Below are 14,976 nucleotides of genomic sequence, written 5' to 3' on the forward strand. Positions count from 1 at the left end.
CCACGTCTTCGAAGATAATAGAGTGGCAGCAAATACCAAATACTTAGCATAAGCAAACCCTACCTTCATACTAACCATCGAAGGTTAAAATGAAGGTAGGGTCGAGTTTAAATTTCGTTTAATTTTTTTCATGTAAATAAATTCTTGTTCCGCTAGAGGAACTTTCGATTGTCCAATCTAGGTTCATTTCCTTTAGCATAAGTGAAACGATGGATAGACCAATTCCGGCTCCTTTCTCATGAGAGCCGTTGTTCATTCCAGGTCCTCTGTCTTCAATAACAACAACGTTTCTACCTTCTTTTTCTTCGGTATGGACGCCGACATATCGCCCTGATTTCGCGTGCCTAACTACGTTCTGGAACAAATTATCTATGATCCGTGTGAACCATTGTGGATCGACATTCCAAACCAATCCTTTTTCCGGCCAACGGACATCGACTTCAAATCCTTCCTTTTCAAAGACGGGATACCAACTCACAAGAGAAGCACGAATCAACCGCATCATATCCGTCTCTTTCTGCTTTATGGTATATTTCCCTGCCGATAACAGCGTATAGGAAAGAAGGTTATCAAGTAATTGACTTAACATATCCACTTTGCTTTCAATTAAATGAAGCGATTCTTCACCTTTGGGAGATAAAGACTCTTTCTGTAATGAATAGGCGTGTCCACGTATGGTTGTAAGAGGCGTGCGCAAATCGTGTGATATATTGGCAATCAGCTGCTTTCGAAGAGCCTCTTCCTCTTGTTCACGTTTTCTGCTTTTTGTCAGCTCGTCAATCATATGATTAAACGCCTGTCCCAATTGCCCAATTTCGTCTATTTTCGAAATTGCAACTTTGTCTGGAATTCCTGTCTCACCAGCTTCAGTCATCGCGGTTTGAAGCTGAACGAGACGTCTTCGAATTTTAGAGAAAAATAACCAAGAGATAAATAGAAATAGTGCGAAAACGAGAAAAGCGAATACGAGTAAGTACATGTCATCAATGGCGGACGCAGACAGCGGTTCCGTAAGTGAACGCGGCACTTGAAAAACCATAAACCCTTGGTTTGAATCGCCGCCGATATATGACACAATTGTAAACGGACCTGTACCGACACTTTTTTTCATAAATTCAACGCTGTCTTGAAGCGTCCATTGATTTGGGATATTTATTTGATTAGGCGACATAAGCTTGGTATTGCCATCCGCATCCACCCAGAACATAGTTGCCATTGAATATTGTTCTTTCAACGTTTGAAGCCTTTTGTTAATTTTTTCAGGCGTCGCACCATTCAACTTGCTAGCTTCGCGATGCCACATTTGTTCCAGTTTCTCTGTATCAAGGTACATTATTTTTTGTTTTATTTCTTTGTCTAGGAATTCCTTGGGAATATAATAAATAGGCAAGACTAAAGGCCATAAGATAAGTGCTCCGGTAATAATCAGCAAATACTTCATTAATAGGGATTGTCGGATTTTCATTGTTTCACCCTGTAGCCAATTCCCCTGATCGTTTCAATAATTTGAGGTTGGCTCGGATTTTTCTCTATTTTTTCACGTAAATGACGAATATGTACCATTAATGTTTTATCCCCTTCCATATAGGGACTCCCCCATACCGCTTCATAAATTTGTTCTTTTGTGAGAATTTGGTTTGGGTGGCGAAGCAAATACGTGAAAATTTGAAATTGCTTTGCCGTTAGAATAATTTCAGCATTCGATCTTGAATCGACAATAATGTTTTGATCTAAATGAATACTAAGATGGGCAAGTTGAATAAGCGGTGGTGATATCTTTCCGAACCGTCTTAACAGCACTTCCACCCGTGCTGCCAACTCATCTGGATGGAATGGTTTCGTTACATAATCATCAGCAAAATGAAGGCCTTGTAGTTTATCGTCAATTGAGGATCTAGCAGAAAGCAATAAAATTGGCGTCTTTGGAAACTCCTTTTTCAGCCGCTGTCCGATTGAAAAACCGTCCAAACCTGGAAGCATAATATCAAGAATCACGAGATCAGCAATCTCCATATGACCGATTGCGCCTTCTCCCGAAGTGAGCCAGATCACGTGATAGCCCCGTTCGGTTAAATCTTCACTAACCCAAGCTCCAATTTCCTTATTGTCTTCAATGTATAAAAGATTTTTTCTCATCTCTTTTCTCCATTCGTAAAGCCCAAATATTCATAATATTAGTTTATCATTATGCTTCTTGACGTAAAGATAATATTAATAAAGATAAAATGTTCAGCGTTATAACAACTTACCAGGTTTACCTCTATTCGTTAAAATTGCACAAGAACTTGATATGCATGGTTATGAGCTTTTAAAAGAAATTGAAGACAGGGGATTATTGGAAGACTTTTTCGAACTGATAAACGACACTAATCAAGTATCTTAACTGAAATAAATTGAAGTATTATATGGAATTGAAACCATTTCGAACTCTTAAACTTATCTGCTGCTTTAGGTCCGTTAAAGCAGCAGATAACAACAATAGAAGCAAATCTATTATTCCTTCGACAATTCCATTTAACTTCGGTTTATAACGGGCATCGAAATGAAAGCTTCAGAAAAATATTTGTCAAAATTAGGAACATTTGTTATTTACTATATGAAAAAAAAGGATTCCTCTACAATTAACTTAGAAGGTAATGCAGGAGGGATTTGAATGGGTTCTAATGATTACAATGTCATTTTTCCAGATGAAATTTTAGAAGGAATGAATATAGAAGCGTTCACGATTGCCCCTAGGGACCATCGGATTGGCGTAGCGATTTTATCTGGTAAAGATGAGAACATGCACGTCTTAAGACTGTACCAAGTGATTAAAAGAGAAGATCAGCAATTCTATCCGACCCATGAACTGGAGGCATTCTCCTTTCACTCAAAGAAAGACCTAAAAGAATTTATGGAAAAGCTACCTCACCTAACAGCTATTGAATTACTATTGATTATGCACCCGCTGCCAACCATGACTCATTAAATCAAAAAAGCAAGAGCATAATCAGATGATAACGGGTTCAGTTTAAAGGTGCAAAAGTTGATTTTACAGATATAAATTGAGTAGTAAGTGTGGTTGATTAGCAACCAATCTCGTACACCTAGACTATAAATGCTAAGTATCATTGTAAGTTTAGTAAAAGAAAAACCCATAAGAGACAATTAATCTCTTATGGTTTCATTTGCTATCGTTAATAAACTAATAATGATCCTTCTGGCCACTTCCCATTCCAACCGCAAGGAAAATTTCCTAATTCATAAATAGTTAGTAAATCAAGGAAAAATGTATTTCTATGATTACAATTTTTGAATGTTGCTTCCATAATTGCGTTTAAAATATCCCATTTAACACAATCAATAAATACTTGGTCTAAATCATTTTTTTCTTTTATAACATTAATTTTTGGTATTACTTCAGCATCAATAAACGTTTTAGCATCTCTTACTAATTGATTCCAATTTGAATATTGAGCTCGAAACTTACCATGTAAAAAACTTGTTAATTCATTCCTTGCTTCTAAAGTTGTATTTTCCCAATCAGGAAGTTGATAGGTTTCCTTAGCAACCTCCCATGAGTTAACATAAGTTATTGGAATGTCAATTTGCATGTTTACTTGCATACCGCAGGTTTCAAACCAATTTATGTTTTTGATTCTCTCTAACACATTATTATCTAGTTTCACTTTGTCACATCCTTACAGAAAAAATTTTTATCTTTTAGTTTGATTAATTTTACCAGGTATTCTTGGGACAGGCTCTCCACCTAATAAACCATATTGAATTCTTTGTTTGATTGCTTCATTTGCAATTTGCATTGCTTGCTTTTGAGAATACCCCGCTGCTTTTAAAGAATCTACCATTACCTTAGTATACTTTAAATTAGTAGGAACCTCACCATGTTATAATTGTTGTGGTATTGGTTTCGCTGGGCACTGGGTACCCCGCACATAATAAAAAAAGTGATGAATGACAAATGTTATGTCTCCATCACCTTTCAATAATCACAGTTTCATGCCTACTTGATTCTTTCTTCAATAAGCTTTATCAAATTCTCATAATATGCATTGCATAATCCAAACTTTATAACAGCTCTTTTTATACCATCGAAAAATTCTTTAGCACTGATTTCAAATTCTTCATCTTCCTCAAGCAATGGATTAGAGAAAAGGATTTGAACTCCTTTTTCTCCAAAATACCCTTCCTCCCATTCCTCAAAGTTATGAGCAAATTCACAACCAACGTCAAGTAAACCAAACCCATTTCCAATACTAAACTCTTCTAATGCTCTGATAAAATTAGAGTCTCCAATGTAATCAAAGTAAAGGTCTATTAATTCATCATTTGACCTTAACTTTAAATTTTTAAAATCCATTATACCCTCTCCTATTCTAACACTTGGAAGAAGTTAGTAACCTCACCAGTAACTTCATCAATACATCCTCTGAATTTCAAACCATTCTTAGCAACACCATCGATGGTTCTACCATTTTTAGTACCATTCTGCATAGCTTCTTTCCCCCACCATCCTTGTTTTTCCATTATAGTATCCTCCTATTTTAATCTAAGACCTTCTGGTAAAGACGAAATCCCACCCTAAGTCTATAATTAGCCCAATTATTAAGTCGTCTAACGAATGTATTATAGTCGTTAGAAGTATCTATTATTGCTAACAACTCATTATGCGCTTTAGTTGAGCCTAACCCTCCATGAACACCATTTGGATTGACGAATTTAACATCAGATATAGCTGTTCTTAAATCTCTAATCTCTTCAGTACTAATATTCCAATACTTAAATTGTGGAGCCCTTGAAACTAAGTTCCACTCATGAAAACCTCCAGGTGCTCTAAGCTGACGTTCAATTTTCTTTCTAATTTTTTTTATCTTTCCAAAGTTCGTCTAATTCACTACTTGTAAGGGAATTGAAAAATTAGTTAAATTTTCCACTATTTGCAATTGGTATATCATCAGCAGTCAATTTTGTTATATCATTACCTGTACCCTATGTTGTGATCTTAAAGATTATTTTATCAAAAAAGAAACCTTGAAAGGCAATAAGCCAATCAAGGTTTTTAAAACTACTAAACTTTTTAAGAATGTTAAACTAATTATCAAAAATTTTACTCTTAATTCCGCCAAATGTCCTCTATCATCATATTTAAATTCTTTGCATATCGATATTTTGCAATTGGATCATCTGCATTTTCATGGTAAAACAATCCCACTACGATATCTTTGTTTGGATTACACACTACGGCACTTACTCTACCTTGCCTCCAAGTTCTAGGCAACATTTGCCCTTTTAGACTAATAAATAGATTTTCAATGCTTTGTTTATCACCAAATAAATTTTTCGCTATTGAAGAGTATTCCAACTCACTTATTTCACCTATACTTTCAACTTCATCATTTTCCATATTTGCTACAACCGTATAAATAATATTATTTTGGTTTACTATTTCTATTAACCTTCTTGGAATCATTGTAGTCACCTACCTATTAGAATCCTGGATCGATCCATACCCCAGGTTCAATTTCTATTAATCTCTCACCTTTCTTTTTCCAATGGTCTGAAATTTCCTTTTGTCTTAAACTATTTCCACCTTCCATATTATTAAATATTGATTTGTTTGGATGTCTATTAGGTGTTCCTGCTGTATGCATATTACCAGATAGATGCCCTGGACCTGGAATTTCATCAATCACTCCTCCATGAGAAGTTGGAATTTGATGTCTATGATGTGGACTCAGTTTTGTTCCTGCTGAATTTCCTTCTAAAAATTGACTTCTTTGCTGAGTAGTAAATGGTCCTTCTACATAAATTGGAGGTTCTGAGAAATCAGGGTCTCTGGGACTCATTTTGTGTCCTTCAGGAATGTTTATACTTTCACCTTTGTAATTATTAATATTTTTTTTAACCGTACCCTTAGCCGCTTGTTTTGTTTCCTTTATCGCTATCTTCTCTGTGTGTGCCGTAAGTTCAACGAATTCTTTGGTCGCCTTCACGCCTTTATACGTATACTTTCCGGCTGTTGCCGCATCTCCCAAAAACGGTATAGCGGACATACCTGAGAATGCAGCGTTCGTGTAGTCTCCCTCTACTAAATAAATTCCAGAGTTTATCAAATCTGGTACAGCTCCTAAAACCGGAACCAACCCTAGAATATCCAATCCACCATGGATGACATTTATTGCAGACCATCCACCTTTACGTTTTTGGACCTGTATCTGCTTCGTATGCCCTGCGATTTGACGCATCATTTCGTTGTACTGCTCGGCTGCCCTTTGTCCACCATAAATCATATCATAGGTAAATTGCAGTCCGTCTAATGTGCTGGAGCTATAGACTACCCGGGCATACGGTGGTGCCCCATAGGAGGCAATTTCTCCGACATTTTGTTCCATAAGTTCCTTTGCCGTAATTACATTGTACCACTCTAAAACATTGGTTTCGCTAAAGGTTTTGGTCTCATCTGTTAATAGCTTCGGAATATCGTTAATGATGAAATACTTTTTGTATGTGTAATCCCAAGATTCTTCGATGGTTTGCTGGTAAGTTTGTTTATAAAACCTATCCGTCTGAATCGTTTCCACAAGAGACGTCGGTGATGTCTGTTTCTGATAAGAACCCTCGATATAATTCCAGAGCTCAACATATGTGGTCGTACCTTGATCGTACTGTAAAGAATAGTCCTCTTGATTTCTCACCCATTCCGGTACATGACCGCTTGGATCGACCATATTTACCGGATTATTCATCACATAGGCATAGCGGTTTAAGGATTGGGGGTTGCTTATATTCCCCATGACCGTATCCTCTGTAAGGAATCGTCCGATTGTTGGGCTGTACCAGCGAGCACTATAGTCCATTAACCCGGCTGCCGGATCATAGTTTTTACCCGTATACCCTGTTGCATTGTACGGTGCCGGCATGTCTGTAAAGAGATTTCCGAAGGCATCATAACGATAATTCATGACGGTATCGCCAACGCGGTCGTCTACACCGAGGACATTCCCTGTTGCATCATAGTTGTAATATAGGAGACCGCCTCGCGTACGAATGTTTCCTGGCCATCCAGAGGTTTTATCCCCGTGGAAGCCAAACATTTTTCGGGAGTTCACTTGACCGTTTGCCCAGTAGTATTCAGCCAGAGGCTGGCCTTTCGGGCCGTATTCCTTCATCACATCCGATGTGGTCCCGTTATACATATAATTGGTTTGATCCATGGATAAAGCACCGTCGAGCTGTTTGCGTAAGCCGACTTTTTTACCATTTCCATTCGCTAAAGCATTCCAGCGCCCGTTTCCATTTCCATTGTTTACATGCGATTTTAAATAATTCAAATCATAGGTTTTCGCAGTCCGGAACACTTTTCTCCCTAAAGCATCATAATCGTATTCTACCTCTTGACCATCAGAATAATAGACCCCTTTTAATTGATTATCTTCTGTGTAGTCATACTTAACCGTACCTTGTTTACTATTTTTCTCGACAAGATTACCGTTGGCATCATAGATGTACCCAGTGTCACCCGCGCGGGTCATTTCGTTGGCAGCATTGTAATCGTATGTGGTGTCTTTACCGTCAACAGTCATCTTCGTACGGTTGCCCGCTTTGTCATACTGATACTGTACATGTGATGCTGGCTCCATCATATAATCCGGTTCTGGATGAGTGGCTTCATTGTAGAAATCCTTCCATTTTTTCGGATTACCGCCATGGTGTTTTTTTGCAGATGCCCCGTTACCTTTATCTGGTTTATCCTGATCCTTACCATTTTCAGAACCTTTATCTGGTTTATCCTGATCCTTACCACCGTTAGAACCTTTATCGGATTTAGCCTGGTCCTTACCACTGTTAGAACCTTTATCAGATTTAGCCTGGGAACCATTACCCTGACCTGACCCTGTTTGGCTGCCACTATCCTGTGAAAGGGCGGCTGCGTGGGCAACAGGACTCAATGAGGTAAAGAAATGACTCACACTATCCCAGATTGAGACAAAGAAATTTTTCACTGCATGAGCAACTTTTTTTATCGTCTTCCAAACTGATTTAAATCCATCGCTAATCTTGCTAAAAAAGGACTTATTGTCTTTTTTCTCAACCTTTTTGTTTTTATCTGATGCAGCCTGTTTTTTGGTATCTTTCGTTGTTGTTATGCCTTCATCACTATTTTGTTGAGCTGATGTCCCACTATCTGATAATAAGATATCCTCAAAACCACCATTATAAAGACCTGAGATCCCCTCATTTACTAGCTTCTGATTGCTGTTACTCCTATCGACTAAGCCAGGCTGCTGATTTGTCTTATCTTGATTATTGTCCTTTTTGTTCTTTGGCGGAGTATAGATGTTATCCTTTATACTACTATATTTTTCTTTTGGATAATGGACATCGACTAGACGATTTAAGGCATCGTATTGGTAAGTCGTTTTCTCCTCATTATTAATATTCTGGCTGATTTGGTTACCTAACGCATCATATTGATACTCTAGCGTGTTAAGAGTTTCCCCTGAATGACTTAATGGATTTCTGTCAGCTATTTTCTCGATATATCCATCTTCATTATAGGTTGTATTCACCTGATGACCATTAGGCAATTGTTTTGTCGTTTCTTGCCCAATTGCGTCATAAGCATAGGTGGTCTTATTTTCATCTGGATCCGTGAGGCTCGTCACAAGGTTTCGCGAATCATAAGTATAAGAGATGGTTCGATCTTCGCTATTGGTAACGGCTGTGAGGTTCCCGACTTTGTCATATTGATAGTTGAGCTGTTTGTCCATGGTAAGGTTCGACTGAGTCGTTAATCTTCCTAATTTATCATAAGCAAACTGGTCCACCGAAGCCGGCGAATTCATTTCAACCAACCGCCCCACACGATCATAGTTGTAGGACAACGTTGTATCATTCGCATTGATCGTTTTTACTTGACCATTTGGTGTATAAGAGTACTTTAAAGCATCCCCGTTCGGCGTGTCTTTTTCAATCAATTGTCCAGCTAAATCATAGCTGTAATGGGTTTGATCACCCAGCGCATTCGTTTCTTTAACAGTTTGTCCATTTAAATTGTAAGACCAAGTTCGTGCGTTTCCATTCGGATCCGTAAGCTTCGTTAAATTCCCCATCGGATCATATTGGTAGCTAGCCTGACCGCCAAGCGCGTCCGTGACGCTATCAAGCTGATTCAATTTATCATAATGGTAGGTCGTTTCCGCCCCTCGTGCATTGACTTGTTTTATGACATTTCCATTAGGATCATACTGAAAGAGTGTGGTTGAACCTTTTGGAGTTTGGACTTTTTCTAACTGATTCAAGCTATCATAAGTAAAATTTACCGCTTGCCCCAAGGCATCGACCTGTTTCACCAAGTTTCCTATCGCATCATAGTGATAGGCTGTCTTAAAGCCTGCTGGATCTTTCATTTCAACGAGACGATTTAATGGATCGTATTGATAAGAGACTTGATGATCTAACGGATCGGTTTCCTTGGTCAAATTCCCTTCGGCATCATACTGATAAGCTGTCTCGTCACCATTAGGATTCGTAACACTTGTGACTTGGCCAAGGGCATTATAGTGGTACGACCAAACGGAACCCTCTGCATCCTTTTTCTCCGTCAGCCAACCAAGGAGGTTGTAATCGTATGTGGTCACTACTCCTGCTGGATCTTTAATGGATTTAATATTGCCAGCTTGATCATAGCCATAAGTAGTTTCCCGCTTTAAAGGATCGACTACGGCTGTACGGCGATTTAAAGTATCATAGGCAAATGTCCACTCGCCGTTCTCAGGATCGATTTGGCTTGTGAGATTATTTACCGAATCATATCGATATTGTGTGACACCTTTACGGGCATCTACTTCCTTCGTTAAACGATTCAGTAAATCATACTGGTAAGTTGATTGATTCCCTAAAGGATCCATAACAGCGGTTTGATTCCCCGATAAATCATAGTCAAATTTATACACATTCCCATTTTTATCGGTATATTGGGAAACAAGACCCATTGTATTATAGGCAGATGTCTCCTTGTTCCCCTTTGGATCCGTCTGCATAAGAATACGGCCAAGTGGATCGTAGCTGTATTTTGTTGTTTGATTTAAAGGATTGGTGACCTCAACCAAACGCTGTAACGCATCATATTGCATTTCCGTCGTTTGCCCTAATGCATCTTTTTCTTTGACAAGCCTTTCATTATCTAAGTACTCATATGAAGTGGTGTCGCCTTTCCGGTTCGTTTCACTTAAAAGACGACCTAAAGCATCATACGAATACGATGTTGTTTTTCCTGCAGGGTCTGTAATTCCAATAACATTATTAAGTGGATCATACAGATATTTTGTCACTTTATCTAAGGCATTCTTTTCTTCTACTTTCCGTCCTAATGCATCGTATTGATAGCTTGTGACAGCTTCGTTCGGTTGTTTAACAGAGAGGAGTTGGCCCGCTTTATCGTACGTATATGATTCTATTTGATTGAGCGGGTTTGTCATTTTTATTAACCGGCTATTTTCATCATATTCATAGGTCGTGGTATTATCTTTTGAATCCGTAATCGAAACGAGCTGGTTATTTTTATTGTAAGTCATAGAAGATTCGTAATTTAACGCATTTGTAACCGTTTGAACATTGCCGTTCGTATCATATCCATATTTTGTCACTCCACCCCTTGGGTCAGTGACAGTTAATAAGCGCCCAGCACTATCATAGTTTTGTTCAATCACTCCTTTATTAGGCTGAATCACCTTCGTTAACAGATTACGCGGATTGTATTGATATTCTGTCACTTCATTTAACGGATTTATGACCTTATCAAGACGACCTAAAGCATCATATTCTTGTTTTGTTGTAAACCCGAGGGCATCTGTTTGTGCTGTCTGTCTTCCCATGGCATCATAAGTGAATTTTGTTGTTCCATTCAAATCACTTACAGAGGAAAGCCATCCGGTTTGCTCTTCATAATGATAGGAAGTGGTTTGATTAAGCGGGTTTTTTACACTTTCAAGGCGACCAAATGCATCATATTGATAATCAATCGATTTCCCATCAGGTCGAATTTCCTGTGTCATTTCATCAATCGCATTGTATTTATATTCCGTTACTTGATGAAGAGGATCGGTGACTTTTGATAACCTTCCACCCTTATCATATTGATAGGTTGTGTTTGCCCCAAGCGAATTGGTAACCGCAATCGGCTGATGAAGCGTATTGTATTGAAAAATGATTTGTGATTCATCCGGCTGGATGATAATCTCTTTATTTTCTTCATCTTTGTAAATCCACTTATATTCATGCCCCATGGCGTCCGTAAACGTCAATGGCCGGTTTAACGCATCATAAGTATATGCTTTTCGGTCCCCTTTCGGATCAATGGCAGCAGTAAGGCGGCCTGCATTATCATATTGATAGGTTGTTTTTTCACCTTTTGGATTCGTTACAGAAGTGACCCAGCCATTTGGATTGTAAGCATACGTCGTGGCAAACCCATCCGGACTAATAATTTGTTTGAGTTGACCATCATTATAATACGTATACTTTGTTGTTTGATTGAGTGCATCCGTCATACTGGTTAGCTGGTCATCTTCATAATGATATTGAACAGTCGTTCCATCCCGTTTAACTTCTTTTGTTAACCTTTTGGCAGCATCATAATAAAATTTTTCTTGAGTTTTATCTTCAAACGTTTTTGTTTCCAGCAAACCTACCGCATTATAAGTAAATTGAAGGGTTTGCCCGTTTGGTAAGGTTTGCGTCTTTGGCTGCCCATTTGTATCGTAGTCCATAGAGGACGTTCGGCCGAGTGGATCTTTTACTGTTTTCAACCTTCCATCACTGTAGTAGGTATATGTTGTCGTACGGTCGAGCTGATCTGTTACCGAATCCATAAGGCCCTTATTATTATAGTGAATAGTATAGGTCCCATAAGGGTTGTCGATTGTTATAACACCGTAGACGCCATAAGTGTACGTCGTTGTTCCTACAGTTGAAGTCATTGTTTTAATTCGTCCAAGGGCATCATAAGTAAAGTTCTGCTTTTCGCTTGCGGGATTCGTGATTGATTTTAATCGTCCCGTTGGAAAATAATTATATGAAAATGTTCTGCCAAGGGCATCAATATATTCTTTTAATCTTCCATTGGCATCATAATGGTATTGTTGGTCATTCTTTAAAGGATCGATCATTTTAATAAGACGACCGGCTTTGTCATATTGATATTCGTATGTCTGGCCGTCTCCGACTTTTTTTGTTAATAGTCGGCCTTCATCATCATAAGTATAACGAGTCGTTACACCTGACGGGAGCTGTTGTGTTACTAAATGTCCAAGGGCATCAAATGTATAATTTGTTTTTTCCCTTTCTCCATTGACAACTTCGGTTAATCCACCCTCAGAATTATAGGCAAACGTCATATTTCTTTGGTTGGCATCTCCGACTGAATCAATTTGCCCTTTATTCGTATAATGGTAAGTAGTTAAAATGCCATTGTCATTTTTTACTTTGACATTTCCAGTCGCATCGTCAACCTCAAATGAAGATACATGCCCATAGTTATCTTGAATGAGGTCTGGCACACCCCACTTTGGATTATAATGATACGTCGTAGTTGTCCCGTCCGGCAGGGTTTGGGAGAGTTTCTTATTTTCATTATCATAAGTAAAAGAAAGTGTTCCATTTGCTGCTTTTTGTTCTGTCAAAAACCCATCACTATTATATTTATAAGTAGTTTCTTGACCTAAAGGATTCGTTTCTTGAGAAATTTGGTTGTTTTCAATTACGTACTGCCACTTCTCATCGCTTGCATTGGTTATCGTTGTTTTCGTGACAATCCCTGATCCATTGACCTGATAGCTTAGTGCAAACGCCTTTGTCCCATCCGGTTGAATAACCTCATCAACTCTGCCATTATCATAATGATACTGTGTTTTTTCATCATTTCCATTTACTTCGGCAACTACTTTAGATCCACTATATTGATAACGGATGGAACGACCATCACGGAAAGTGACTTTTTCCAGACGCTGATCGCCATCATAATCATAACGGATACTTTTTCCAGACGGGTCTTTCACCTCTGAGATGACGTTTCCATCCCATACAAAATCAATGGTTCTTCCCGCTGTATCAATCACATAGTCCAGCTGGCCACGACTATCATATACATAGCTCATCGTATTGCCATAACGGTCGGTTCTTTTTGTCATTTTTCCTGCACGGGGGTCTTGGTTATCCCGCCACGGAGCATAATAACCATTATAGGTTATTGTTGTGCCATGTGCCGCTTCAACGCTGTATTCAGACTTGCTTATTCGTCTTAATGTGTTCCCATTTTTAGCGCTTTCATAATGACCCTTATCCAATTCATAATTGATAAGAGGATCGTCATCGAATTTTGTGATATACCCATCAGGATCATCCATCACAAACTTATAATCGAGCACGTTACCATCAGCACGTGTTTCTGTCATGTTATAGCCAGAGTAAATTCTGAGTTGGGAATTAAAATTAAAATCCCAGCCACGACCAAAAGCACCAACTGTGTCTTTATCACTTGAATAGGTTCGCTTTAATGAAAAATCAAAACCGATACCTGAGATGTTTAAATCTGTTTTATCATAGTTGAGATTGCCGGTAGCCAAATTAACATTGGCGGGTTTATTTTGTTCAGTACTAGGAAGGCTCCCAGCCTGAGGCTGATTTACCGGTCCTTGTGAACTTTGCTGGTTCTGAAGAGGCTGCGGGAGTCTCGGTGTCAAATTGTCCACAGGATTATCCACTTGAGGTACCGTTTGTTGTTGATCCGGCAGCATATCCATAATAGACGCCGGATCCATAAAATGATCTTTAAATGATAAATCGACCGCACGACTTGCGAAAGGTATGCTGGTAAAAACCAATAAAACGCTTAAAAAAATTGTAAAACCTGATCTTAAAAGCTTTCTCTTTCTATAGCCCAAATTTTTTCCCCCTTTTGACTTTAACAACTACAAAAAACACCCCACGGATAGACGGAGTGCCTTAAGATTGCATTTAATCCAGGCAGTCCAGCCATCATTGTCACTCTTCCGCAACTTTAGATCCGTGCCTTTGTGTCCCCATTTTTCAATGGGTTTGCCATTAACTTTTTAGATCATAAGATTATTAGTAAAATAATGACAAAAAATTTATATTTTATATATCGACCAAATTTACAAATACTTTAGTTTTTTCAGAAAAAGTAGGTCTAAAAATCTATTACAAAATAACTACATTGAAACAGTGTAAGCGTCAAATAGCCCCCACCTTAAATGTAGATGAGGGCTGTAGTATTATTTAGATAACTTGTTAAAGACTACGCAATTAACAGGAATTGTCGTTGACCATGGTAGTAACTTGTACGATTACAATGCTGCCAACCATGACTCATTAAATCAAAAAAATAAGAGCGTAATCATGATAAGGGTTTAGCTTAAACGTGCAATAGTTGATTTCACACATATAAATCTCATATGAATTTGCAAGTAAATCAGTATAAAAAAGCATCGGACTTGTCGATGCTTTTTAGGTTTTTGATATTTCTTTTGAAAGGTGACAAACTGCTCTGCATCCTTTCGACAAAAATCCATATAGGCTATACTATTCAATCATTTGTTTGAAACAGCAACAAAGTATTGATCTATAAGAATTTCCCCTACAGATCTGAAACAAAAATTGTCGAGAATCACAATAAAAAATTACAGATAATAATCCATTATCTTGCAATATATTCTAATAGGAAAAGTGATAAAAATAAAATCAAAATAGAACTCGGTGTCAATGCCAACTTCTACAATAGGAGTTTTTTATGTTTGGTAAATACTTTTCATTACATTTTTAAATTATTTCCAAACTCATGTGAGGCCAGTGTTCTGACCCAATGGCCCTACTTTTCTTAGCATTTATATTTAAGAATAACAGAACTAAGAATTTATTAGCCATTATCTGTAATAATGTGACTATTAATTTTAATACCAA

The 14,976-nt window shown here is 38.0% G+C and carries 9 protein-coding genes and 1 riboswitch; of the genes, 1 reads left to right on the top strand and 8 read right to left on the bottom strand.

The features are described 5' to 3' along the window. Window positions 1-118: 118 nt before the first annotated feature. Together V7150_RS16670 and V7150_RS16675 are read right to left on the bottom strand one after the other, a co-directional pair. The gene (locus V7150_RS16670; protein WP_335520634.1) at window positions 119-1,465 is read right to left on the bottom strand and encodes a HAMP domain-containing sensor histidine kinase; all 1,347 of its coding nucleotides are present in this window, start codon (window positions 1,463-1,465) and stop codon (window positions 119-121) included. Continuing rightward, window positions 1,462-2,136, bottom strand: coding sequence for a response regulator transcription factor (locus V7150_RS16675; RefSeq protein ID WP_335520636.1), 675 nt, complete (start codon window positions 2,134-2,136; stop codon window positions 1,462-1,464). Before V7150_RS16675 ends, V7150_RS16670 begins: the two co-directional genes overlap by 4 nt. Window positions 2,137-2,653: 517 nt before the next feature. On the opposite strand from V7150_RS16675, the gene V7150_RS16680 reads away from it, so the two are divergent. Continuing rightward, the gene (locus tag V7150_RS16680) at window positions 2,654-2,968 is read left to right on the top strand and encodes a hypothetical protein (RefSeq protein WP_335520639.1); all 315 of its coding nucleotides are present in this window, start codon (window positions 2,654-2,656) and stop codon (window positions 2,966-2,968) included. A gap of 208 nt (window positions 2,969-3,176) precedes the next feature. Here the strand turns inward: V7150_RS16680 and V7150_RS16685 are convergent, their stop codons facing one another. From V7150_RS16685 to V7150_RS16710, 6 genes are all read right to left on the bottom strand, one after another. Further along, window positions 3,177-3,668: a hypothetical protein gene (locus V7150_RS16685; protein ID WP_335520642.1), complete on the bottom strand. Its 492-nt coding sequence runs from the start codon at window positions 3,666-3,668 to the stop codon at window positions 3,177-3,179. Between the two features lie 27 nt (window positions 3,669-3,695). Then, window positions 3,696-3,845, bottom strand: a complete 150-nt coding sequence (locus V7150_RS16690; RefSeq protein ID WP_335520645.1) for a hypothetical protein — start codon at window positions 3,843-3,845, stop codon at window positions 3,696-3,698. A gap of 155 nt (window positions 3,846-4,000) precedes the next feature. Beyond that, window positions 4,001-4,357, bottom strand: a complete 357-nt coding sequence (cdiI, locus tag V7150_RS16695) for a ribonuclease toxin immunity protein CdiI (protein ID WP_335520647.1) — start codon at window positions 4,355-4,357, stop codon at window positions 4,001-4,003. 11 nt (window positions 4,358-4,368) lie between these two features. Beyond that, complete coding sequence (locus V7150_RS16700) at window positions 4,369-4,524, bottom strand: hypothetical protein (RefSeq protein WP_335520650.1); 156 nt, start codon at window positions 4,522-4,524, stop codon at window positions 4,369-4,371. A gap of 586 nt (window positions 4,525-5,110) precedes the next feature. Next, the gene (locus V7150_RS16705; RefSeq protein WP_335520653.1) at window positions 5,111-5,467 is read right to left on the bottom strand and encodes a hypothetical protein; all 357 of its coding nucleotides are present in this window, start codon (window positions 5,465-5,467) and stop codon (window positions 5,111-5,113) included. 16 nt (window positions 5,468-5,483) lie between these two features. After that, the gene (locus V7150_RS16710) at window positions 5,484-13,940 is read right to left on the bottom strand and encodes an RHS repeat-associated core domain-containing protein (protein ID WP_335520656.1); all 8,457 of its coding nucleotides are present in this window, start codon (window positions 13,938-13,940) and stop codon (window positions 5,484-5,486) included. 78 nt (window positions 13,941-14,018) lie between these two features. Beyond that, window positions 14,019-14,109: riboswitch (cyclic di-GMP riboswitch) on the bottom strand. Window positions 14,110-14,976 lie beyond the last annotated feature (867 nt).

The sequence above is a fragment of the Neobacillus drentensis genome (assembly GCF_036965245.1).
Lineage (GTDB): Bacteria > Bacillota > Bacilli > Bacillales > Cytobacillaceae > Neobacillus > Neobacillus drentensis_G.

What these genes read in the sequence shown, in the direction of transcription:
- V7150_RS16670 (WP_335520634.1), bottom strand. Translation starts at nt 1,465, where the DNA reads ATGAAAATCCGACAATCCCTATTAATGAAGTATTTGCTGATTATTACC.
- V7150_RS16675 (WP_335520636.1), bottom strand. Translation starts at nt 2,136, where the DNA reads ATGAGAAAAAATCTTTTATACATTGAAGACAATAAGGAAATTGGAGCT.
- V7150_RS16680 (WP_335520639.1), top strand. Translation starts at nt 2,654, where the DNA reads ATGGGTTCTAATGATTACAATGTCATTTTTCCAGATGAAATTTTAGAA.
- V7150_RS16690 (WP_335520645.1), bottom strand. Translation starts at nt 3,845, where the DNA reads ATGGTAGATTCTTTAAAAGCAGCGGGGTATTCTCAAAAGCAAGCAATG.
- cdiI (WP_335520647.1), bottom strand. Translation starts at nt 4,357, where the DNA reads ATGGATTTTAAAAATTTAAAGTTAAGGTCAAATGATGAATTAATAGAC.
- V7150_RS16700 (WP_335520650.1), bottom strand. Translation starts at nt 4,524, where the DNA reads ATGGAAAAACAAGGATGGTGGGGGAAAGAAGCTATGCAGAATGGTACT.
- V7150_RS16705 (WP_335520653.1), bottom strand. Translation starts at nt 5,467, where the DNA reads ATGATTCCAAGAAGGTTAATAGAAATAGTAAACCAAAATAATATTATT.